21 protein-coding genes and 1 pseudogene are annotated in these 20485 nt (G+C 72.0%); 10 read left to right on the plus strand and 12 right to left on the minus strand.

The genetic code is table 11. The features are described from left to right. Positions 1–3: 3 nt before the first annotated feature. Entirely contained in the window at positions 4–726 is a 723-nt protein-coding gene (locus tag DTL70_RS06045; RefSeq protein ID WP_114020817.1) for a FadR/GntR family transcriptional regulator, read from the plus strand. Positions 727–751: 25 nt separating this feature from the next. On the opposite strand, the gene fabI is transcribed toward DTL70_RS06045, so the two are convergent. Both fabI and fabG read right to left on the minus strand, forming a co-directional pair. Continuing rightward, positions 752–1522, minus strand: coding sequence for an enoyl-ACP reductase FabI (fabI, locus tag DTL70_RS06050; RefSeq protein WP_114020818.1), 771 nt, complete (start codon positions 1520–1522; stop codon positions 752–754). Positions 1523–1526: 4 nt separating this feature from the next. Then, positions 1527–2231 carry a 3-oxoacyl-[acyl-carrier-protein] reductase gene (gene fabG, locus DTL70_RS06055; protein ID WP_114016956.1) on the minus strand — a complete coding sequence of 235 codons (705 nt, stop codon included), beginning with the start codon at positions 2229–2231 and terminating at the stop codon, positions 1527–1529. A gap of 230 nt (positions 2232–2461) precedes the next feature. Here fabG and tyrS point away from each other — a divergent pair, with 230 nt between their 5' ends. The 4 genes from tyrS to DTL70_RS33200 all read left to right on the plus strand — a co-directional run bounded on the left by tyrS (position 2462) and on the right by DTL70_RS33200 (position 5753). Continuing rightward, positions 2462–3880, plus strand: a complete 1419-nt coding sequence (gene tyrS / locus DTL70_RS06060; RefSeq protein ID WP_114020819.1) for a tyrosine--tRNA ligase — start codon at positions 2462–2464, stop codon at positions 3878–3880. Between the two features lie 294 nt (positions 3881–4174). Beyond that, positions 4175–4552, plus strand: a complete 378-nt coding sequence (locus DTL70_RS06065) for a DUF3099 domain-containing protein (RefSeq protein ID WP_181860802.1) — start codon at positions 4175–4177, stop codon at positions 4550–4552. A gap of 192 nt (positions 4553–4744) precedes the next feature. After that, positions 4745–4999 carry a hypothetical protein gene (locus tag DTL70_RS06070; protein WP_114020820.1) on the plus strand — a complete coding sequence of 85 codons (255 nt, stop codon included), beginning with the start codon at positions 4745–4747 and terminating at the stop codon, positions 4997–4999. Between the two features lie 550 nt (positions 5000–5549). Then, entirely contained in the window at positions 5550–5753 is a 204-nt protein-coding gene (locus tag DTL70_RS33200) for a hypothetical protein (RefSeq protein WP_147266734.1), read from the plus strand. Positions 5754–5959: 206 nt separating this feature from the next. Here DTL70_RS33200 and DTL70_RS06080 read toward each other — a convergent pair whose 3' ends face one another. From DTL70_RS06080 to DTL70_RS06095, 4 genes and pseudogenes are all read right to left on the minus strand, one after another. Continuing rightward, positions 5960–7567: a serine/threonine-protein kinase gene (locus DTL70_RS06080; protein WP_245979050.1), complete on the minus strand. Its 1608-nt coding sequence runs from the start codon at positions 7565–7567 to the stop codon at positions 5960–5962. A gap of 129 nt (positions 7568–7696) precedes the next feature. Then, positions 7697–8686: a GTP 3',8-cyclase MoaA gene (moaA, locus tag DTL70_RS06085; RefSeq protein WP_114020823.1), complete on the minus strand. Its 990-nt coding sequence runs from the start codon at positions 8684–8686 to the stop codon at positions 7697–7699. Positions 8687–8872: 186 nt separating this feature from the next. Next, entirely contained in the window at positions 8873–10519 is a 1647-nt protein-coding gene (locus DTL70_RS06090; protein ID WP_181860803.1) for a solute symporter family protein, read from the minus strand. Positions 10520–10644: 125 nt separating this feature from the next. Further along, a pseudogene (locus DTL70_RS06095) lies at positions 10645–10980 on the minus strand (DUF485 domain-containing protein); the annotation flags it as partial. A 297-nt stretch (positions 10981–11277) separates the two neighbouring features. On the opposite strand from DTL70_RS06095, the gene DTL70_RS06100 reads away from it, so the two are divergent. From DTL70_RS06100 to DTL70_RS06115, 4 genes are all read left to right on the plus strand, one after another. Continuing rightward, complete coding sequence (locus DTL70_RS06100) at positions 11278–12822, plus strand: S8 family peptidase (RefSeq protein ID WP_181860804.1); 1545 nt, start codon at positions 11278–11280, stop codon at positions 12820–12822. A 293-nt stretch (positions 12823–13115) separates the two neighbouring features. After that, entirely contained in the window at positions 13116–14162 is a 1047-nt protein-coding gene (locus tag DTL70_RS06105; protein WP_245979052.1) for a DEDDh family exonuclease, read from the plus strand. A 54-nt stretch (positions 14163–14216) separates the two neighbouring features. Beyond that, a complete protein-coding gene (locus tag DTL70_RS06110) occupies positions 14217–15038 on the plus strand; it encodes an SURF1 family cytochrome oxidase biogenesis protein (protein ID WP_114020826.1) in 822 nt (273 codons plus the stop codon). A gap of 92 nt (positions 15039–15130) precedes the next feature. Beyond that, positions 15131–15910 (plus strand): SDR family oxidoreductase, encoded by a 780-nt coding sequence (locus DTL70_RS06115; RefSeq protein ID WP_114020827.1) that lies wholly within the window; start codon positions 15131–15133, stop codon positions 15908–15910. 108 nt (positions 15911–16018) lie between these two features. Here the strand turns inward: DTL70_RS06115 and amaP are convergent, their stop codons facing one another. From amaP to DTL70_RS06145, 5 genes are read right to left on the minus strand one after another with little or no spacing between them, the layout of a single operon-like run. Further along, complete coding sequence (amaP, locus tag DTL70_RS06120; protein WP_114020828.1) at positions 16019–16615, minus strand: alkaline shock response membrane anchor protein AmaP; 597 nt, start codon at positions 16613–16615, stop codon at positions 16019–16021. Positions 16616–16632: 17 nt separating this feature from the next. Further along, positions 16633–17247, minus strand: a complete 615-nt coding sequence (locus DTL70_RS06125; RefSeq protein ID WP_220183591.1) for a DUF6286 domain-containing protein — start codon at positions 17245–17247, stop codon at positions 16633–16635. Further along, positions 17244–17834 carry an Asp23/Gls24 family envelope stress response protein gene (locus tag DTL70_RS34925; RefSeq protein WP_342776461.1) on the minus strand — a complete coding sequence of 197 codons (591 nt, stop codon included), beginning with the start codon at positions 17832–17834 and terminating at the stop codon, positions 17244–17246. The genes DTL70_RS06125 and DTL70_RS34925 overlap by 4 nt, the downstream gene beginning before the upstream one ends. Before the next feature lie 4 nt (positions 17835–17838). After that, positions 17839–18027, minus strand: coding sequence for a hypothetical protein (locus DTL70_RS06140; RefSeq protein ID WP_114016966.1), 189 nt, complete (start codon positions 18025–18027; stop codon positions 17839–17841). Between the two features lie 60 nt (positions 18028–18087). After that, positions 18088–18606 (minus strand): Asp23/Gls24 family envelope stress response protein, encoded by a 519-nt coding sequence (locus DTL70_RS06145; protein WP_114020829.1) that lies wholly within the window; start codon positions 18604–18606, stop codon positions 18088–18090. A 191-nt stretch (positions 18607–18797) separates the two neighbouring features. Between DTL70_RS06145 and DTL70_RS06150 the strand changes: the two genes are divergently transcribed. Further along, positions 18798–19601, plus strand: a complete 804-nt coding sequence (locus DTL70_RS06150) for a hypothetical protein (protein ID WP_181860805.1) — start codon at positions 18798–18800, stop codon at positions 19599–19601. A gap of 35 nt (positions 19602–19636) precedes the next feature. Here the strand turns inward: DTL70_RS06150 and DTL70_RS06155 are convergent, their stop codons facing one another. Then, positions 19637–20416 (minus strand): enoyl-CoA hydratase/isomerase family protein, encoded by a 780-nt coding sequence (locus tag DTL70_RS06155; RefSeq protein WP_114020830.1) that lies wholly within the window; start codon positions 20414–20416, stop codon positions 19637–19639. Between the last annotated feature and the right edge of the window lie 69 nt (positions 20417–20485).

Raw genomic sequence — 20485 nt, forward strand, 5'->3', positions numbered from 1 at the left:
GGGATGAATCGCGGCCAATCCCTTCCCCCGTCCCCGTCCCGCGGCTCCGCTCCCCCGCTGTCCGCGCCCCAGCGCGCACCGCTGGCCGACCAGGTGATCGCCACACTGCGCCAGCAGATCGCCTCGGGGCAGTGGCCCGTGGGCAGCCGCATCCCGACCGAGCCCGAGCTGGTCGAGCAGCTGGGCGTAGCCCGCAACACGGTGCGCGAGGCGGTGCGCGCGCTCGCCCACAACGGCCTGCTCGACATCAGACAGGGCTCGGGTACCTACGTGCTGGCCACCAGCGAGCTGGCGGGCGTGATGCACCGGCGCTTCGCGGGGACCGACCTGCGGCACGTGGCCGAGCTGCGCTCCGCGCTGGAGACGGCGGGCGCCAGGCTGGCGGCGCGGCGGCGCACGGACGCCGACCTCGCACAGCTCGACGGGCTGCTGGCCCGCCGGGAGGCGGCGTGGGAGTCGGGAGAAGTCGAACGCTTCATCGACGCGGACCAGAGCCTGCACATGGGCGTCGTCGCGGCGTCGCGCAACGAGGTCTTCAGCGCGCTGTACGCGGACCTCGCCGAGGTGCTGCGCGCCTTCCTGCGGCACGACGTGGGAGAGACCCTGCGCCCCGAGGGCTACATGGACCACTCGCGGCTGCTGGAAGCCATCCGCGCACAGGACGCGGAGGCCGCCTCGCACGAGGCGGCCTCCCACACGGCGGAGTGGAGCCGCGGGGCGCTGTAGCACCCGCGCGGCCCCGGCGAGGGCGTCAGGCCCCCATCATGTGCACCCCTCCGTCGACGTGCACGATCTCGCCGGTGGTCCGCGGGAAGAAGTCCGACAGCAGGGCGGCGACACCGCGTCCGGCCGGCTCCGGGTCCGACAGCTCCCAGCCGATGGGCGCGCGGTGGTTCCACACGTCGGCCAGCTCCTCGAAGCCCGGAATGGACTTGGCCGCCATGGACTTGATCGGGCCCGCCGAGACGAGGTTGCAGCGGATGCCCTGGGGGCCCAGGTCGCGCGCGAGGTAGCGGTTGGTGGACTCCAGCGCCGCCTTGGCCACGCCCATCCAGTCGTACTTCGGCCAGGCGATCTGCGCGTCGAAGGTCAGCCCGACGACCGAGCTGCCCTCGTGCATCAGCGGCAGGCAGGCCATGGTCAGCGACTTGAGGGAGTACGCCGAGATGTGCACGGCCGTGCTGACGTCCTCCCAGGCGGCGCCGAGGAAGTCGAAGGCGCCCTGCGGGCCGAAGGCGATCGAGTGGACGATGCCGTCCACCCGCGCGTCCTCGCCCCAGTGCTCGCGGATCTTGTCAGCGAGCCCGTCCAGGTGCTCCTGGTTGCTGACGTCCAGCTCGATCACGGGCACGGCCTCGGGCAGCCGCTTGGCGATCCGCTCCACCAGGGAGAGCCGGCCGAAACCGGTGAGGAGGACCTCAGCGCCCTGCTCCTGGGCGACCTTCGCCGCGTGGAAGGCGATCGACCCGTCGGTGATGACGCCGGTGACAAGGATGCGCTTGCCCGCCAGGATTCCGCTCATTGTTTCAGTGACCCATGCCCAATCCGCCGTCGACGGGAATGACGGCTCCGGTGATGTACGCGGCCTCGTCGGACGCCAGGAACCGCACCGAGGAGGCGACCTCGGCGGGTTCGGCGTAACGGCCCAGCGGTACCTGCTTGACGAAATCGGCCCGCTGCTCGTCGCTGAGCGCCCGGGTCATGTCGGTGTCCACGAACCCGGGAGCGACGACGTTGCAGGTGATGTTGCGGGAGCCCAGCTCGCGGGAGAGCGAGCGGGCGAAGCCCACCAGACCGGCCTTGGAGGCGGCGTAGTTGACCTGCCCGGCCTGTCCCATCAGGCCGACGACCGAGGAGATCAGCACGATACGGCCCTTGCGGGCGCGCAGCATGCCCCGGGAGGCGCGCTTGACCACCCGGAACGCGCCGGTGAGGTTGGTGTCGAGGACGGAGGTGAAGTCCTCCTCCGACATCCGCAGCAGCAGCTGATCGCGGGTGACGCCCGCGTTGGCGACCAGGACCTCGACCGGCCCCTGCTTCTCCTCGATCTCCTTGTACGCCTGCTCCACCTGCTCCGGCTCGGTGATGTCGCACTTGACGCCGAGGAAGCCCTCGGGCGGCTCTCCGGAGCGGTAGGTGACGGCGACGTTGTCGCCGCCCTCGGCGAAGGCCCGCGCGATGGCGAGGCCGATGCCGCGGTTCCCTCCGGTCACGAGCACTGAGCGGCTCACGGTGTGACCACCCTCTCTGCTGCTGTCACTGTCCAACACGGTCTGTCCCAAAGAGAACCTATCCGGCGGCGGTGCTCGGCGAGCACGCGGGCACGGACAGGGGCACCGACAGCGACCTGTGGAGTCCCTACAGAAACCGCCGCCCGCCGCGGCGGCCGCGGGCACGCGCACCTGCGGCGGCGCATAGACTTCGCCTGACCGTTTTCAGCAACCACCACCAGGACAGTGACGTGACACGCCTCGGCGACTCCGTACAGCGCGCCAGTGAGCTGCTGGCCCAGGACCTCACCTCCGACACCCACGTCGAGCAGCTGCTCGCGGAGACCGGGGCCCGGCGCTCTCTGGACCTGAGTGATCTGACGGGCAAGGAGCAGGCGGAGCTGATCGGGGCGCGCTCCGTGGAGCTGCTGCCCTCCGTCGACAAGCTCGCCGAGCGGATCGAGCAGCGCGCGGCGCAGGGCAGGGGCCTGCACGTCAAACTGGGCATCGATCCGACGGCTGCCGACGTGCACCTGGGCCATGCGGTGCCGGTCATCGTGCTGAGCCGCTTCCAGCGCATGGGCCACGACGTCACACTGATCATCGGCGACTTCACCGCCAAGATCGGCGACCCCTCGGGCCGCACGGCCGAGCGCCCGCCGCTGACCGACGAGGACATCGAGCGGAACCTGTCCGGCTACCAGGAGCAGGTCCGCCCCTTCTTCGACTTCGAGAAGGTGCGCTTCGCCCACAACAGCCGCTGGCTCGCCCCCTGCACGCTGCCGCAGCTGCTCGGGCTCCTGGCGCAGGTGCCGGTCTCCTCGCTGCTCCAGCGCGAGGACTTCCGCAACCGGCTCTCGGAGGGCTCGGGCCTGACGATGTCGGAGCTGCTCTACCCGGTCGCCCAGGCCCTCGACTCCGTCGAGCTGGCCTGCGACGTGGAGCTCGGCGGCGTCGACCAGCTGCTGAACCTCCAGATGGGCCGCCGGATCATGGAGGCGCACCGGCAGCAGCCGCAGCTGGTGGTCACCATGCCGCTGGTCGAGGGCACCGACGGGTCCGGCGCCAAGATGTCCAAGTCCAAGGGCAACTACGTGGGTCTGGGCAGCACCCCCGACGAGGTGTTCGGCAAGATCATGTCGATCCCGGACCGGCTGATGGTGCCGTACCTGCGGGCCTGGACCGAGTGGACCGACCCGGAGATCGAGCAGGCCACCGCGCGCATCGAGGCGGGCACCCTGCACCCGATGGACCTGAAGAAGGTCCTGGCGGGCGAGGTCGTCTCGGCGCTGCACGGCATCGCGGCGGCGATGGCGGCCCGCGCCCACTTCGTCGCCCAGTTCTCCAAGAAGTCCTTCGCGGACGCCGGGGAGCTGCCCTCCGTCGAGGTCGCCGAGCACGGCGAGGAGGGCATCGCCGCGGTGCTCACCAAGGTGCTCGGCTTCACCCCCAGCGCGTCGGCGGCGCGCCGGATCGCCAAGCAGAACGGGCTGCGGCTCATCGTCGAGAAGGACGGGCAGGAGCAGCAGGCCGTCGTGCTGCCGGAGGCGGAGGCGCTGCGGCCGCTCGCGGACGTCGTCCGGGAGGCGGTGTCCGCGCACGGGGGCGGCGCGGCCGACGCGGTGTACCTCAAGGCGGGCCGCAAGGTCGCCGAGGTCCGGGGGCTCTGACCCGCCCGGGCGGGCCCGGTTCCGGGCCCGTCCGGCCCAGGCCGTCCGGCTCGTACCCGCCCGGTCCCTGCCCGTCCGGCCCGTGCCCACCCGGTTCATGCCGGTCCGGGGCGGCTCGACCCGGTCGCTCTGGGTAGACCGTCGAGTGCGCCGCACCTCGTTCGTCGTAGAGCGACCGGTCGTCCGGGCCCCACGCCCCGGTCTCGTTCCTGACGCACCCGGGGCGTACCGTGGACATATCCGGATCTCCCGGTACGGCCGCGGAGAACGGCAGGCGAGCAGGTGGTGGGACTGATGCGGAAGCAGCACCAGGCTGAGGTGTTCCGGATCACCGGGGCTCGGACAGGCCTCCAGGAGGACGTGCGCGGGAGACAGCGCCGCTACGTGATCTCGATGCTGTTCCGCACGGTCGCCGTGCTCGCCGCCGTGCTGCTGTGGGACGTGGAACGGCCCCTGGCCATCGTGGCGCTGGTCCTCGGCGGGGGCCTCCCCTACGTGGCGGTGGTGATCGCCAACGCGGGGCGGGAGAACGCGCCCTCGGCGCCGTCCACGTTCGTGCCGGAGCCTGAGCGCCACGTGCTGGAGGGCTCCCACGTGACCAAAGCGGAGGGAAAGACCTCCTCGGGCGACGCCGGGCAGGCGGCGAACGAGAGCGCGGACAGACGCAGTTGAGGCCGCACCGGACGCGAAGCTCAGGAAAACCTCAGATCAATCTTGCGGTTCCGGTGCACTGCGACCGCCCCCGCATGCAATACTTCATGTGCGCTCCGCATCCCCCGTCGGAGCGATGGACCGACGCCGGGCGGCTCCCCCCGTGGCTGCCCGGCGTCGCTTAATGTCCGGGCAGTGGTGGAAGATGGGTCTGTGATCCCTTCCGCCTCCCCCTCAGCCGACGGGCCCGACACCCCGGTCTGCTCCGCGAAAGGCTGCCGTGCGGCGGCCGTGTGGGTGCTCGCCTGGAACAACCCCAAGCTGCACACGCCTGAACGGCGCAAGACCTGGCTCGCCTGCGAGGAACACCGCGAGTACCTGGCGAAGTTCCTCGGCGTACGCGGCTTCCTCAAGGACACCGTGGCACTGAGCGAGTGGGAGCCGCCCGACGGCGCACAGCCGTCCTAGACGCGGCGCGCTGCCAACCGCTGGTAGGGTGCCTCGATTTGGGGGCGCTTCCGGCGCGCCGATTCCGAGCGAGCAGGAGGCAGGACGATGGTGTCGGCCGGTTCCCGACGTCTCGCACCAGTGGGTTGCCGCGTACCGGCGGGGAAAGGTCTGTTCCCCCGGTAGCCGGGGGGTGGACGAGGGAGGCAGCGGTGACGTCGAGGGGGGCCGGGTCCGCGTGATCGACCACTGGGGTTGGGTGCACATCCAGGGCGCGACGGTACAGTTCAGCGCGCGCACGTATCCGACTCCCGAGGAAGCTCGGGCGGGGCTCCAGGCTCATCTGGACGCTCACGCGGATGAGGCTGCCCACCGGTTGCGGGGCTTGCCCCCTTACGTGTCGTCCGAAGCCTCCGTGCATCTTCCCGGACACACCTGGAGGGTCCACGCCGGCGACCGCGAGGTCCGCCTCTTCGTCGGCGACGACTGCCGCTCATATCGGCGCCCCGTTGCCCCGGCTCCGGCCCCTGAGCCCGCGGCTCCGGCACCCGAGCCCGCGAGGAAGCGGTGGGTGTCGATCGCGACGGACTCCCCGTACCTCAGGCGCTTCCAGGTGATCGGGGTGCTCCTCATGCTCGGCGGGATCGTCACAGCCTTCAGCGGCGACTTCGAGGGGAACCGCGTGGCGATGCTGCTCTTCGTCCCCCTCGGCCTGGCCCTTCTCCTGTGCCCAGCGCTCGTGGGTCTGCTGCGAGGGAGGCGGCGGGGGGAGTAGCGCGCACTCCGCCCCCGCATCATGTGGCCGGTGGTGCCTGCGACAAGGCCGCGGCCGTGTGCACGTGTGGTTTTGCGGCCGTACCCGCTGCGTCACCGAGACCGGGGCTCAGTCCGTGTCTCTCGGGCGGCTCATCGCTCGGTGGCCGGCGCGGTATCGGCAGCGTGGAGGTCGTGCCGAAGGTTCGGGGGCGTACTCCACACGAGTCATCTGCACGGCACCGGGACGACGACCATGTCGCGCACTTCCGGATAGTCGGCGTGCGAACCTGCGTTGTAGCGCGTGTCGTCGGCCCAGAACTCGTAGGACCTGTTGCAGTCGTCCGTCTGGAACAGGTACTGCAGTTCTTTGTGCCGGCCCGCCCTGACACTGATTTCCTGCTCGTGCTTCAGTGTCGGACCGGAGCCCTCCTGGGCGGCATTCCACTGGGCACGGACCGCTGAGCGTTCAGGAAAGTAGACCTCTACTTTCGCGCTCACGGTGTAGCACGAACACGTCGTGGACCAGCGGGATGAGGTATCGGTGATCTCGATGCTCGGCTTCCCGCTCGGCACGGCGCTGGGGGTACTGCTGGAGCCGCCCTCCTTGCCGTCCGCTGCCGAGGACCGCCCGGAGCTCGGGGTGTCCGACGGGGAACCGGAAGCGGAGATGTTCCTGCCGTACACGGTGAGCACGACCACGGAGAGGACGGCCACGACGGCTACGGCCGCCAACGCCGCCTCCCTCCGAAAGGACTTGCGGAGCGGGCTGCCTGGCTCTTCGTCCCCCGGCGATCCAGCGGCGCCGGGCCTGCCTGGTGAGCGGGGCCCGGTCGGCTGGGCGGCCGGAAACGTGAGGTTACGGGTCGGCGGATCACCACGCGTCGGGACGGGCGGTTCCGCTGTGGCGGTGGGTGAGGTGGCCAGGCTGCCCGGTTCCGTCGTTCCGGTCGCGTCGGGCAGCCAGCCCGTCGTCGGCAGGATGGCGCGCAAACCCTTGTCGGCGCCGATGTTTTGGCACCGTGCGACGATCTCGCTCGGGGAGGGGCGGGCTGCCGGATCCTTGTTCAGGCATAGTGCGAGCAACTCCTCCAGCTGCGCAGGACAGGCGCTGAGGTCGGGCTGCTCGTTGACTATCCGGTAGAACACCACTGGGTGCGGGCCCGTTCCGAAGGGGTGGGCGCCGGTGGCGGCGACATACACGGTCAGGCCCAGTGCGAAGACGTCCGTGGCCGGCAGGACCGAGGCGCCCCCCTTGATCTGCTCCGGAGCCATGAACGCCGGCGTTCCGAGGTGGACGTCGGTGCCGGTCAGCGCGGTGGCGTCGGCGGCCCTGGCGATGCCGAAGTCGATGATCGCCGGGCCGTCGTCGGTCAGCAGCACGTTGCCCGGCTTGAGGTCCCGGTGGATGACGTCCGCCGCATGGATAGTCGCCAGCGCCTGCGCGATGCCCGCGGTCAACCGCACCGCGGCGGCCGGCGGGAGCGGTCCGTTCCGGGCGACGAAAGGCGCCAGTGCGCAACCGGGCACGTACTCGGTGGCGAGCCAGGGCACGTCGCCGTCCGTGTTGGCGTCGAGCAGCGGCACGATGTACTGGCCTCGGACACGCCGGGAGGCACGAACCTCCTGTTCGAACCGCCTCCGGAACATCGGGTCGGCAGCCAGCTCGGGCTTCACCCTTTTCAGCGCGACCGGCAACCCGCCCCGTGTCTCGGACAGGTACACCGTGCCCATCCCGCCGCTGCCGATCCGTCCCCGCAGCAGATAGCCGCCGATCTCTTCCGGATCCTGTTCCAGCAGAGGGCCTACTGTTGCCCGCTCGACGAACCCTGCCACGTGCCCTCCCCCGTCGGTGAACGTGCAGGAGGCAATATCCCACAGAGGCCACAACCAGACCGTGGCCGCACACATCACCTACACGGTTGGGGCCTTTCGAGGGCACGGCGACGTCATCCGCCCGTGCCGTCAGCCTCCGATGGCGGACATCGGGCGCTGCGGCTGCACGAACGAGGGGTCGTCGATGCCCGCCCCCGCCTTCTTGCCCCACATCGCCTTCCGCCACAGCCCGGCCACCTCGGCGTCGCTCGCTCCGCCGCGCAGCGCGCCCCGCAGGTCCGACTCCTCCGTCGCGAACAGGCACGTACGCACCTGGCCGTCGGCGGTCAGCCGCGTACGGTCGCAGGCGCGGCAGAAGGGGCGGGTGACCGAGGCGATGACGCCGACCCGCTGCGGGCCGCCGTCCACCAGCCAGCGCTCCGCCGGGGCCGAACCGCGCGCGTCCTCGCCCTCCGGGGTGAGGGTGAAGCGGGTCCGCAGCGCGGCCAGGATGTCCCCCGCGGTGATCATGCCCTCGCGCTGCCAGCCGTGCTGGGGGTCCAGCGGCATCTGCTCGATGAAGCGCAGCTCGTAGCCCTCCTCCAGCGCCCAGGCCAGCAGGTCGGGCGCCTCCCCGTCGTTCAGCCCCGGCATCAGCACCGCGTTGACCTTGACCGGCGTCAGGCCCGCCGTGCGGGCGGCGGCCAGACCGCGCAGCACGTCCGCGTGGCGCTTGCGCCGGGTCATCCGCTGGAAGGTGTCGGCGTCGAGCGTGTCCAGCGAGACGTTGACCCGGTCGAGGCCCGCCTCGCGCAGCGCCGCCGCGGTGCGCTCCAGACCGATGCCGTTGGTCGTCAGCGACATCCGGGGGCGCTGTTCCAGCTCGGCGCAGCGCGCCACGATGCCCGTCAGCCCGGGGCGCAGCAGGGGTTCGCCGCCTGTGAAGCGGACCTGGGTGACGCCCAGCTCCGCGGTGGCGATACGGACCAGACGGACGATCTCGTCGTCCGTGAGCAGCTCGGGCTTCGCGAGCCACTGCAGGCCTTCCTCCGGCATGCAGTACGTGCAGCGCAGGTTGCAGCGGTCGGTCAGCGAGACGCGGAGGTCGGTGGCGGTGCGGCCGTAGGTGTCGAGCAGCATACTTTGCAGCGTAAGTCACGTTTGTGCGATCCGACAGCTCCCACTTCCGGCGCCTCGCACCTGCCAGGGCGTGCTCCTGGCAGGCCTCGCACACGCCATGGGGCTCCGCCCTCCCCGACCCCGCCGGCACCTCGCCGCGGGGGTCGGAGGGGCGGAGCCCCATGGGTGCGTCCGCTCAGCGCTCCGTCAGTGGGCGCCGACGCCCGTCATGGACCGCACCTCCAGCTCCGCGTACTTGGCACCGCCGGCCCCCTCGTCCTTCGAGAAGAGGGAGCCGACCCAGCCCAGGAGGAATCCGAGCGGGATGGAGATGAGTCCGGGGTTCTCCAGCGGGAACCAGGCGAAGTCCACGTCCGGGAACATGGAGGACTCCTTGCCGGTGACGACCGGCGAGAAGAAGACCAGCAGCACGGACGAGATCAGCCCGCCGTAGATGGACCAGAGCGCCCCGGTCGTGGTGAAGCGCTTCCAGAAGAGGCTGTAGAGCAGGGTGGGCAGGTTCGCGGAGGCGGCGACGGCGAAGGCGAGGGCGACGAGGCCCGCGACGTTGAGCTTGCCGGCGAAGATGCCCAGGCCGATGGCGACGGCGCCGATGATGACGGCGGATACGCGTGCGGCCTTGACCTCCTCCTTCTCGGTGGCGTTGCCCTTGCGGATGACGTTCGCGTACAGGTCGTGCGCGAACGAGGACGAGGAGGCGAGGGTGAGTCCGGCGACGACGGCCAGGATGGTGGCGAACGCGACGGCGGAGATCATCGCGAGCAGCACGGCACCGCCGGTGGAGTCCGCGCCGCCGCCGATCTCCTGGGCCAGGAGGGGCGCGGCGGTGTTGCCGGCCGCGTTGGAGTCGGTGATGGTCTTGGGGCTGAGCAGCGCTGCGGCGCCGAAGCCGAGCGCGATGGTCATCAGGTAGAAGACGCCGATGATGCCGATGGCCCAGTTGACGGACTTCCGTGCGGCCTTGGCCGTGGGCACGGTGTAGAAGCGGATGAGGATGTGCGGCAGTCCCGCGGTGCCGAGGACGAGGGCGATGCCGAGCGAGATGAAGTCGATCTTCGAGGTGGTCGTGGCGCCGTACTTCAGGCCCGGTTCGAGGAAGGCCGCGCCCTTTCCGCTGTTCTCGGCCGCCGCGCCGAGGAGGGAGGAGAGGTTGTAGTTGAACTTGTGGAAGACGAGGAACGTGATGATCACGGTGCCGCCGATCAGCAGGCAGGCCTTGATCATCTGCACCCAGGTGGTGCCCTTCATGCCGCCGATGGTGACGTAGAGGATCATGACGACGCCGACGAAGACGACGATCAGGTTCTTGCCCGTCTCCCCCGTGATGCCCAGCAGCAGCGCGACGAGCGCGCCCGCGCCGACCATCTGGGCGAGCAGGTAGAAGATCGAGACGATGATGGTCGAGACGCCGGCCGCGGTGCGGACGGGGCGCTGGCGCATCCGGTAGGCCAGGACGTCGCCCATCGTGTAGCGCCCGGAGTTGCGCAGCGGCTCGGCCACCAGCAACAGGGCGACCAGCCAGGCGACGAGGAAGCCGATGGAGTACAGGAAGCCGTCGTACCCCGACAGGGCGATGGCTCCGGCGATGCCGAGGAAGGACGCGGCGGACATGTAGTCGCCGGAGATGGCGAGCCCGTTCTGGAAGCCGCTGAACTGCCGTCCGCCCGCGTAGAAGTCGGCGGCGTCCTTGGTGCGCCGGCCCGCCCACACGGTGACGGCGAGGGTGATGGCGACGAAGACCGAGAAGAGCGTGATGATCAGCGGCCGGTGTGCGCTGGCGCCCTCGGCGGCCAGCTGCACGGCGGGCGCCGCGATCGCGTGGGTGGCGCTCATGCGTCGTCCTCCTGCCCGGCGAGTTCGCCCTTGTCCTGGTCACGCGGGTCGGCCTGGTGGCCGATGGTTCCGCTCTCCGGCCGTGCGGTGCCCCCGGCGTCGGTGGCCCGCTGGAGGTTCTCCGCCTCCAGCCGGGTCTTGAGCGCCTCCGCCTTGGGGTCGAGCTTCGCGGCGGCGAAGCGCGAGTACCACCAGGCGATCAGGAACGTGGTGAGGAACTGGGCCAGGCCGAAGACGAACGCGACGTTGACGTTGCCGACGACCTTCGTGCCCATGAATCCGCCCGCGTAGTTGGAGAGCAGGACGTAGAGCAGGTACCAGACGATGAACGCGACGGTCAGCGGGAAGACGAACGAGCGGTAGCTGCTGCGCAGTTCGGAGAACTCGGCGCTGTGCTGCACGTCCGTGTAGTCCCGGCCGCCTGGTGGGCCGGAATGCGCGTGTTCTGGTGCGGTGTCCACGATGACTCCAGGAGGACTGGGAGGGACGGTCGAAACGCGAGGGGCGGGTCGCGGAAAGGCAAAAGGGAACAGAGGGACGGTAAAAACGGCAGAGTGTGACTCATGTCTCAGCAGGCACACGGGTGCGCATCGTAGAGCGCGGCCCGGCTCGGCGACAGGGGGTCGGCGGAAGAACGGAGAGAAACGATCACGGCTCCGCACAGCCTTCGGACTTTCTCCATCAATCCATTGCAGTTACCCGCCCCACAGGGATAACTTCCGTCGTCTGTGGACAACTTCAGACGACACGGAGACCCCATGCATTCGAGACCTTCCAGACGGCGACGCGCTCTCGCGGTGCCGCTGGGACTGGTACTGACCGCCTCCTTGGGCCTGGCGGGCGCCGCGGCGGCGAACGCGCAGGACACCGACTCCACCGCGGCCCCCAAGGCGAAGGCGGGCGAGAAGCTCAGCTACGTCGTCAACACGGATACCGACCGAGGTACCGTCGAACGTGTCAAGAAGGAGATACGCAAGGCTGACGGCAAGGTCGTCGCGGCGTACAAGAAGATCGGCGTCGTCGTCGCGCACTCCGCCAACCCGCAGTTCGGCGAGACGCTGCGTGCGGTCGACGGAGTCGACTCGGCCGGTGCCACCCGCACAGCGCCGCTGAAGGCCGCGACCACCACGGAGGTGGGCAAGCCCGTCTTCGTCAAGGAGCCCAAGAAGGCGTCCACGCTCGCGAAGAAGGCCGAGGCGAAGAACCAGGAGCCCCTGGAGTCCCTGCAGTGGGACAAGCGGGCCATCAAGGCCGACAAGGCCGCCGAGGTCAACGAGGGCAGCCGCAAGGTCACCGTCGGCGTCATCGACACCGGCGTCGACGACACGCACCCGGACCTGAAGGCCAACTTCTCCGCCAAGCAGTCCGCGAACTGCGTCGGCGGCAAGGCCGACACCTCGCGCGGCGCCTGGCGCCCGTACAACCCGGACGAGGACTACCACGGCACCCACGTGGCCGGCATCATCGCCGCCGACCGCAACGGCGTGGGCATCGCGGGCACCGCACCCGGAGTGAAGGTCTCCGCCATCAAGGTGAGCGAGCCGGAGACGTCGCTGTTCTACAGCGAGGCCGTCGTCTGCGCCATGGTCTTCGCCGCCGACCACGGCATCGAGGTCACCAACAACAGCTACTACGTCGACCCCTGGCTCTACAACTGCGACGACCAGGTCGACCAGAAGGCCATCGCCGACGCGGTGCGGCGCGCCGTCGACTACGCCCAGCGCAAGGGCGTCACCACGGTCAGCTCGGCCGGCAACTCCTCGCAGGACCTGGCGGCGAGCGAGATCGTGGACGACACCAGCCCGAACGACAGCACCCCCGTCAAGCGCACCATCGACCCGGCCGCCTGCCCTGACGTGCCCTCGATGCTGCCCAGCGCGACCTCGGTCTCGGCCACAGGACCGGAGAACCTGAAGTCGTACTACTCCAACTACGGCCGATATGAAATCGATGTGACGGCCCCGGGCGGTGACCGCGCGTTCCAGACGCCGGACGAGCCGGCCAAGGACGGCGGCGTGCTGTCCACCATGCCGAACGGCGACTACGCCTACCTCCAGGGCACCTCGATGGCGGGCCCGCAGGTGGCGGGTGTGGCGGCGCTGCTCAAGAGCACCCACCCCAAGTCCAGTGCCCAGGAGATCTCCTGGCTGCTGAAGGCGCAGGCGCAGACCCTGCCCTGCCCCGAGGAGGCCTACGACCCGGACGGCAACGGCACGTACGCGGCCAAGTGCACCGGCGTGCGGGGCAACAACAGCTTCTACGGGCACGGGCTCGTGGACGCGCTGGCGGCCGTCACCAAGTGACGCCCGCCGCCCGGGCCGCGCGCCCGGAACACGGCACGACGTGAGGTGACGTGAGGCGAGGGGCCGGACCGCGGAACGAGCGGCCCGGCCCCTCCGCCGTCGGCCCCCGCGAAACGAGCGGCCCGGCCCTTGGCCGCCGGTACCCCTTCGCCCGCCGCGCCCCTCCTTCTCTCCCGACTCGCCCGCGGGCGGCGGCCGTTCGCCCGCAGAGGCGCACCGTGCGGCGGCCCCCACCGCCCTCCAGGGGGCGTGCCTGACGGCACTGTCAGTACCGCCCCGTATTCTCTGTGACCATGCTCGAAGACCAGACGGCACGCACCGAGGGGATGTCCGAGCGCATCCCCGCGCAACCCGCCGCCGACGCCCCGCCACCGCTGATCTGGCCGTCCGCCTACCCGGACGGCTACGCGGTGGTCGACGTCGAGACGACGGGCCTGGCGCGCGACGACCGGATAGTGTCGGCGGCCGTCTACCGCCTGGACGCGCGCGGCGAGATCGAGGACCACTGGTACACCCCCGTCAACCCGCAGCGCGACCCGGGGCCCACCTGGATCCACGGGTTCACGGCCGAGGCACTGGCCGACGCGCCCCTGTTCGCCGACATCGCCGACGAGTTCGCCGCCCGCCTGGCCGACCGCGTCCTGGTCGCGCACAACGCCATCTTCGACTGGTCGATGATCTCCAGGGAGTACGCACGCGCCCGGCGCGAGGCCCCGGTGCGGCAGCGGCTGTGCACCATCGCGCTGTCCAAGGAACTGTCACTCCCGCTGCCCAACCACAAGCTGGAGTCCCTCGCCGCGCACTACGGCGTCGTCCAGCAGCGGGCCCACCACGCGCTGGACGACGCACGCGTGCTGGCCGAGGTCTTCCGGCCCAGCCTCCACCTGGCGGCCAGCCAGGAGACGCGGCTGCCCCTGTTGGCGTGCACGCCGCTGAGCGAGTGGTCCGACTCGGTGGTGCCGCGCCCCGGTGGCGGTGCGGGCGGCGGTTACGGCACCCACGCGCGCGGCTACGGCACCTGGCGCCCCTCACGCAAGCGCCCCGCCTGCCCCTACCCCAATCCGGGGCGTTACGAGCCGGGGAGCCGGCTAGTGCAGGGGATGCGGGTGGCCGTCTCGGGCGACACGTCGGTGGACCGCGAGCTGCTGGAGGACCGCGCGATCGAGGCCGGTCTGCACATCGCCACCAGCGTGTCGCGGCTGACCAGCCTGCTGGTGACCAACGACCCCGAAGCGGCCACCTCGAAGCTCTCCAAGGCCCGCGCCTTCGGCACGCCCGTCATCGACGAAGCCGCCTTCACCCAGCTGCTCCAGGATGTGGCGCCCTCGCCGGAGGGCTGAACCCGGGGGGGTCCACGCGGGCGGACGGCGGCCCGAGGGGTACCGTCAGTAGGCGTGTACCGCTTCCTGTTGTCCCGGCAGTGGGTGATCCTCACCCTGCTCGGCCTCGTGCTGATCCCCACCATGATCAAGCTGGGCTTCTGGCAGCTGCACCGCCACGAGAGCCGGGTCGCGCGCAACGAGGAGGTCGCCGCGAGCCTGGCGGCGCCGACCGTGCCGGTCGGACGGCTGACGGGCGTGGGCCGAGAGCCCGCCGACGACGAGAAGTTCCGCACGGTGACCGCCCGCGGAACCTACGACACCGCGCACGAGGTCGTCGTGCGGCACCGCACCGCCTCCGACGGCGACACCATCGGCTACTTCGTGGTCACCCCCCTGGTGCGAAAGGACGGCTCGGCGATCCTCGTCAACCGGGGCTGGATCGAGTCCGAGGGCGACCTGACGTCGTTCCCCGAGGTCCCCGAGGCGCCGAAGGGCGAGGTCACGGTCACCGGACGGATGATGCCCGACGAGACGACCGAGGCCAGCGGCATCAAGGACACCAAGGGGCTGCCGGACCGCCAGGTCATGCTGATCAACAGCAGGAAGCAGGCCGACACGGTGGGCCGCCCGCTGGCCGGCGGCTTCGTCCAGCTGATGGAGACCTCGCCGAAGCCCGGCTCCAAGCAGCCCGAGGTGCTGCCGGAGCCCGACCACAGCGGCATCGGCCCCCACATGGCGTACGCGGTGCAGTGGTGGCTGTTCACCGGCGCCGTCCCCGTGGGGTGGGTGATTCTGGTGCGCAGAGAGGCGAAGGACCGGCGGACCAGGGAGTCCGCACCGGGCGCGGGGGCCGAGGAGGACGCCGCCAGGGAGCCGGAGAAGGTCGCGCCGTAAGGCGGGCGCGCGGCGCTTCCCGCACAGTCTGCCGGAAAGCTCTGCGGAGCCGGCCGTCCCCCGCGCGGCGGGCGTCAGGCAGACTGCGTTCCATGGATCTTGGACTTTCAGAGCGCGTCTACGTCATCACCGGCGGCACCCGGGGCCTCGGCTTCGCCACCGCGGCACAGCTGCTCGCCGAGGGGGCGCGGGTCGTGGTGACCGGCAGGTCCCAGAAGTCCGCCGAGGAGGCGGCGGCCCGGCTCGGCGTCGAGGCCTCGGGAGCGGAGGGCAGGGCGCTGGGCGTCGAGGCGGACAACGCCGACCCCGAGACCCCCGCCCGGGTGATCGCGGCGGCCCGCGACCGCTTCGGGCGGTTCGACGGCCTCCTCGTCAGCGTCGGCGGGCCGCAGGCGGGCATCGCCGCGGACGCCCTGACGGACGAACAGTGGCGCGGCGCCTTCGACAGCGTCTTCCTCGGCGCCGTGCGGCTCGCCCGCGCGGCGGCGGGCGAGCTGGGCGAGGGCGGCGTGATCGGCTTCGTCCTCTCCGGCTCCGTGCACGAACCGATCCCCGGTCTCACCCTCTCCAACGGGCTGCGCCCCGGGCTGGCCGGCTTCGCCAAGACACTCGCGAACGAACTGGGCCCGCGCGGTATCCGGGTGCTGGGCCTGATGCCGGGACGGATCGGCACCGAGCGGTTGCAGTACCTCGACTCGCTCTCCGGTGACGGGGACGCGGCCAGGGAACGCAACGCGGCGGCCATCCCGCTGCGCCGCTACGGCACGCCGGAGGAGTTCGGCCGCACCGCCGCCTTCGTGCTCTCGCCCGCCGCGTCCTACCTGACCGGCCTCATGCTGCCCGTCGACGGCGGGGCGCTGCACGGCTTCTGACCCGGTTTCCGGCTCGGTCGCCGTCCCGGTTTCCGATTCCGTCTCCGACCCGGGTCCGGCCGCCGCCTCGACGCGGCGCGGGGGTGGTCCCGGCGGTCGCCTGGCGCGTCAGCTGACGCGTTCCGCGCGGTGCCGTGCGGTCCGCAGCCGCACCTCCGCCGGGAGCGTGCCGAGACCGGCCGAGTCCACCGCGTGCCGGATCGCCTCGTCCCGCAGCTGGTGCACCACGGGTCCTGGTCTGGCGTGCGCGGCGAGCACGAGCCCGATGCGGGCCCGCAACCGGTCCCGCCGCCCGGTGAGCGTGACGCGGGCCCGGTCCACCCCCGGCTGGGCCTGAGCCTCGGCCGCGATGACGTCCTCGAGGGCGCGGCCGCGCAGCACCGCGCCCTCACCGTCCCTGCTGTCGATCAGCGCCTCGCTCTGCCGGCGGCGCCGCAGCTGCGCGAGCAGCCACCACAGGGCCAACAGCACCAGCACGGCCAGCACGGCGATGGCCACGGGCCACCACCAGCCCTCGTCGCGCCACCTGGTGCGGTCGGCGTCCGTCAACAGCACCTCTCCCGGACGCGTCCACGGCCAGTCGGACGGCATGGAGACGCCCCACCGGTGCGGCAGTCCTGCGGCGGCGAAGAGCACGGCGAGCCCCAGCGCGAGCAGCACCAGTCCGATCAGCGCGGTCAGTACCCGGTTGACGGTCCGCAGCATGGCCTCTCGTCTCCCTGTCACTTGCCGGGTCGTCGTACGCGGACGGACAGCCCGGGCCTGCGGGCCAGGCCGAGCTGCTCGACGCCGTCGCGCAGCGCGCCTTCGAGGTCGGTGCGCACCTCGGCCAGGTCCCTGAAGTGGGCCTGCGCCCGGGCGCGGACCTTGCGGCGCCGCACCGTGACGCGAGCCCCCTGCACGCCCGGCACCTCCATCGCCCGGTCCCGCAGCACCAGCGCCGCCGCGGAGCGTTCGAGCCCGGCGCGCACCTGCGGGGTGTCGGGCCGCATCGTCAGCAGGGACCGCTTGCCGGGGGTGAGCGCCAGCACGAGCAGCCACAGGCCGAGTGCGGCGGCCGCCGCGGCCCCCGCCATCACGAAGACGTCGTCCAGGCGGCGGGTCGCCAACTCGTCGGTGAGGGTGCGCCGCCACGCCATGCCAGGCCTGCCGGCCCGCACCGAGGCCACGTCGTAGAGCAGGAACCCGATCCCGGCGAACAGCAGCAGCGCCGTGATGCCGCCGGGCGCCCGGCGCGTCGACCAGAACCGGCCCGCCTTGCCCTGCCGCCGGTGGCCACCGCCGGCACCTTCCCTGGCCACGTCGCCTTCCCTGGCCACGACACCCTCCTGGCTCACGTCACCCTCCCGGAGCCGTCGCCCTTCAGATGGACGGAGTGCAGCCGGTCGATCTCCAGGGCCACGTCCGGCACCTCCATGCCGACCAGTTCCCGTACCCGCGCGATGACGCGACGGCGGACCGCGCTGCACTGGGCTCCCAGGTCGGAGGGGTAGCGCAGCTCCAGCGCCATCCGCACCCGCGCCGTCCGCTCGCGGACCGTGACCGAGGTACGGCGGACCGGCCGCCCGACCACCGGCCCCCTGCCGCCCGCCGTGGACCGCACCTGTCCGCCCTCCTGACCTGACGAGGTACCGGATCCCGCACCCGGCACCCGGCCTGCGTCCTCGTCCGGCGCCCGGCCGGGATGCTCGTCCGGCGTGTGGCCGGAGTCCCGGCCGGGCGCCCGGCCGGGGTGCTTGTCCGGTGCGGAGCCCGAGGCCTGTCCCGGCGTCTCGTCCCTGTGGGCGCGCAGCGCTTCCCGCGCCGCCTGTGCCGCGACCTTGGCGACGACCCGGTCGGCGATCCGGGTCGCGCCCCGCTCCGCCGCGCCGACGCGCTCGCTCAGCGGGTGCCGCCCGGCCACGGGGGCCTGCCCGTCGGTCATGAGGTCACCTGCGGCGTTCGTCGTCACGGCCGCGGAAGAAGTCCCCCGCGTCCAGGTCTCCGTCGACGAACCTGCCCACCAGGAAACCCACGGCGCCCAGCGCCGCCACCAGCAGGAAGGCCCCGAATCCGCCGAAGTATCCGGCGAAGCCCAGCGCCAGGCCGGCGATCAGGCCGACAAGGGCCATGCTCATCTGCGCTCCTTCGCTCGGCACCGCGGCCACGTGCGCGGCGCGCCCTCATCCGGCACGGGTCTACTGCAGCCGGGGCCGGTCCTGGTCGTCCTCGTCGTCGTCCTCCTCGTCGGGCAGCCTGACGTCGCTGACCGCGATGTTGACCTCGACGACCTCGAGGCCCGTCATGCGCTCGACCGCTGAGACGACATTCTCACGCACGGAGCGCGCCACGTCGGAGATCGAGACGCCGTAATCGATGACGATCTCCAGATCGAGCGCGGTCTGCACCTCGCCGACCTCGGCCTTGACGCCGCGGGTGACGGACGACGACTGCCCGCCGCCGGGCACCCGGTCGCGGACGGCTCCGAACGTGCGGGCCATGCCGCCGCCCATGGCGTGCACGCCGACGACGTCGCGTGCCGCCATGCCCGCGATCTTCTGGACCACCCCGTCGGCGATGGTGGTGCGCCCCCTGGACCCCGCGGGACCGCCGCCGGAACCGCGCCGCGCCGGCTCGCTCCTGCCACCGCCCTGCTCGCCGGAGGCCCCGCCGGACGGGCGGTTCTCGGAGCGGTTGGACGTGCTGCTCTCGGACATCTCCTGCGCCCCTTTCGGAGGTTCGGAGCGGCCTGCCGCTCCGCTGCTCACGGTAAGCGCGGGAAGCCTCCGCCGCTCGGCACGCGGGGCGCCACCCCGGCCGACCGGGTGACCGGCACGCCCGAAGCCCTCCCGGCGGGCCCGCGGGCGGAACGCTCTTGGCGCGGAGAGCGGAGAAAGGACGTGAGGGCATGCCGACGGAGAAACTCACCCAGGTGGTCAGGCAGCAGCTCGGACTGGGGCGGCTCCTGCCGCTGGGCCAGGCCGCGGACGGGGTGTGGGTGGCGGAGGAGGCGGCAGTCGGCGTGCTGCTGCGCCCGGTGCGCGGGAGCCGGCTGAGCGGGGTACGGATCGGGCTCGCCGACCCGGGCCGTACGTCCGAGCCAGCCGTGCCGCCGCCGCCCAGTGCCCTGCGTCCCGGTCCGCTCGCCCTCAGCGCCGACCTGGCCGTCACGGAGAGCCGCCCGGTGCGAGACGCCGCCGACGCCGTGCGGGCCACCCTGCTGAGCGCCGCCGAACGGGACCTGGGGCTGGCCCTGGAGACGGTGGACCTGCGGGTGACGGAGTGGCTGGAGAGCGCCGCGGGAGAGGAAGCGGGCGCCGCCGGGGACTCCTCCCGCACGTCCGGGCCGCCAGGGGACTCACACGGCGGTGAGGGGGGCGCGCACGACGGCGCGGAGCACCTGGCGCGGGCCGTGCTCGCGGTGGACGGCGTCGCCCGGCTCGCCCCGGTCGTGGGCCCGGCCCTCTCCCGGGTGGCCGCCGGACCCGCGCCCCACGCCGTCGACGTCACGGAAACGGGCGCGGACCGGGGCCGTCACGTCCTGGTGCAGCTCGCCCTCTCCCCCACCCGCCGGGCCCTCGATACGGCACGCGCCGCGCGGGAGGCGGCGCGCGCCGCGCTCGCCGACGGCGGCGACGGCGAGCGCGGCAGCGGCAACGGTGGTGAACACGCGACCGTCGCGGTGCTGATCACCGCCATTGACCGGGCGTGAGCGGGACGGTCGGGCCGGGGCGGGACCGGCTCCGTTCAGTCGCCCAGCCCGGCCAGGTCGCGCAGGCGGCGTGACTGCGCGGCGCGCTCGGCGGCGCGCTGCTCGTCGTACGTGCGGGTGGGGGCGCCGGCGAGGAGTGCCTTGGTCTCCACCACGGCGTCGCGCGGGGCGGCGAGCAGGGCAGCGGTCAGGTCGGCGACGGCGTCCTCCAGCTGCCCGTGGCCGACCACGAGGTTGGCCAGGCCCACTCGTTCGGCCTCGTCGGCCTGCACGAAGCGTCCCGTGGCGCAGATCTCCAGCGCGCGCGCGTAGCCGACCAGGCCCACCAGCGGGTGGGTGCCGGCCAGGTCGGGGACCAGGCCGAGGCTGGTCTCGCGCATGGCGAACCGCACGTCGTCCGCGCACACCCGCAGGTCGCAGGCGAGCGCCAGCTGGAAGCCCGCGCCGATGGCGTGCCCCCGGACGGCGGCGATGCTCACCACGTCGGGGCGGCGCCACCAGGTGAAGGCCTGCTGGAACTCAGCGACGGCCGCGTCCAGTTCCTCGTCGGAGCCGCGCGCCAGTTGCAGGAAGGAGAGCTCACCCTCGATGCCCTCGGGCTCGAACGCGGCGCGGTCGAGCCCGGCGGAGAACGACGGGCCCTCGCCGCGCAGGACGACGACCCTGACCGCCCCGGGCAGTATGCGGCCCGCCTCGGCCAGTGCCCGCCAGGTCGCGGGTGTCTGCGCGTTGCGCTTGGCCGGGTTGGCGAGGGTGACCGTGGCCACCTCGCCGTCGGCGGTGACGTGCACGCCGTCCTTGTCGAGCAGGGGCATCGAGGTCCTCCGGTGGTTACTCGGCAGTTTGGTTAACTGAAGAGTAACCACCGGAGCAGGCGCTCGAAA

Source organism: Streptomyces diacarni (assembly GCF_003323715.1).
GTDB classification, from domain to species: domain Bacteria; phylum Actinomycetota; class Actinomycetes; order Streptomycetales; family Streptomycetaceae; genus Streptomyces; species Streptomyces diacarni.

Bases quoted from the DNA above. Each gene is read 5' to 3' on its own strand.
- DTL70_RS06045 (WP_114020817.1), top strand. From the start codon at position 4: ATGAATCGCGGCCAATCCCTTCCCCCGTCCCCGTCCCGCGGCTCCGCT.
- fabI (WP_114020818.1), bottom strand. From the start codon at position 1,522: ATGAGCGGAATCCTGGCGGGCAAGCGCATCCTTGTCACCGGCGTCATC.
- DTL70_RS06065 (WP_181860802.1), top strand. From the start codon at position 4,175: ATGCGGAAGCAGCACCAGGCTGAGGTGTTCCGGATCACCGGGGCTCGG.
- moaA (WP_114020823.1), bottom strand. From the start codon at position 8,686: ATGCTGCTCGACACCTACGGCCGCACCGCCACCGACCTCCGCGTCTCG.
- DTL70_RS06090 (WP_181860803.1), bottom strand. From the start codon at position 10,519: ATGAGCGCCACCCACGCGATCGCGGCGCCCGCCGTGCAGCTGGCCGCC.
- DTL70_RS06100 (WP_181860804.1), top strand. From the start codon at position 11,278: ATGCATTCGAGACCTTCCAGACGGCGACGCGCTCTCGCGGTGCCGCTG.
- DTL70_RS06105 (WP_245979052.1), top strand. From the start codon at position 13,116: ATGCTCGAAGACCAGACGGCACGCACCGAGGGGATGTCCGAGCGCATC.
- DTL70_RS06115 (WP_114020827.1), top strand. From the start codon at position 15,131: ATGGATCTTGGACTTTCAGAGCGCGTCTACGTCATCACCGGCGGCACC.
- amaP (WP_114020828.1), bottom strand. From the start codon at position 16,615: ATGCTGCGGACCGTCAACCGGGTACTGACCGCGCTGATCGGACTGGTG.
- DTL70_RS34925 (WP_342776461.1), bottom strand. From the start codon at position 17,834: ATGACCGACGGGCAGGCCCCCGTGGCCGGGCGGCACCCGCTGAGCGAG.
- DTL70_RS06140 (WP_114016966.1), bottom strand. From the start codon at position 18,027: ATGAGCATGGCCCTTGTCGGCCTGATCGCCGGCCTGGCGCTGGGCTTC.
- DTL70_RS06145 (WP_114020829.1), bottom strand. From the start codon at position 18,606: ATGTCCGAGAGCAGCACGTCCAACCGCTCCGAGAACCGCCCGTCCGGC.
- DTL70_RS06150 (WP_181860805.1), top strand. From the start codon at position 18,798: ATGCCGACGGAGAAACTCACCCAGGTGGTCAGGCAGCAGCTCGGACTG.
- DTL70_RS06155 (WP_114020830.1), bottom strand. From the start codon at position 20,416: ATGCCCCTGCTCGACAAGGACGGCGTGCACGTCACCGCCGACGGCGAG.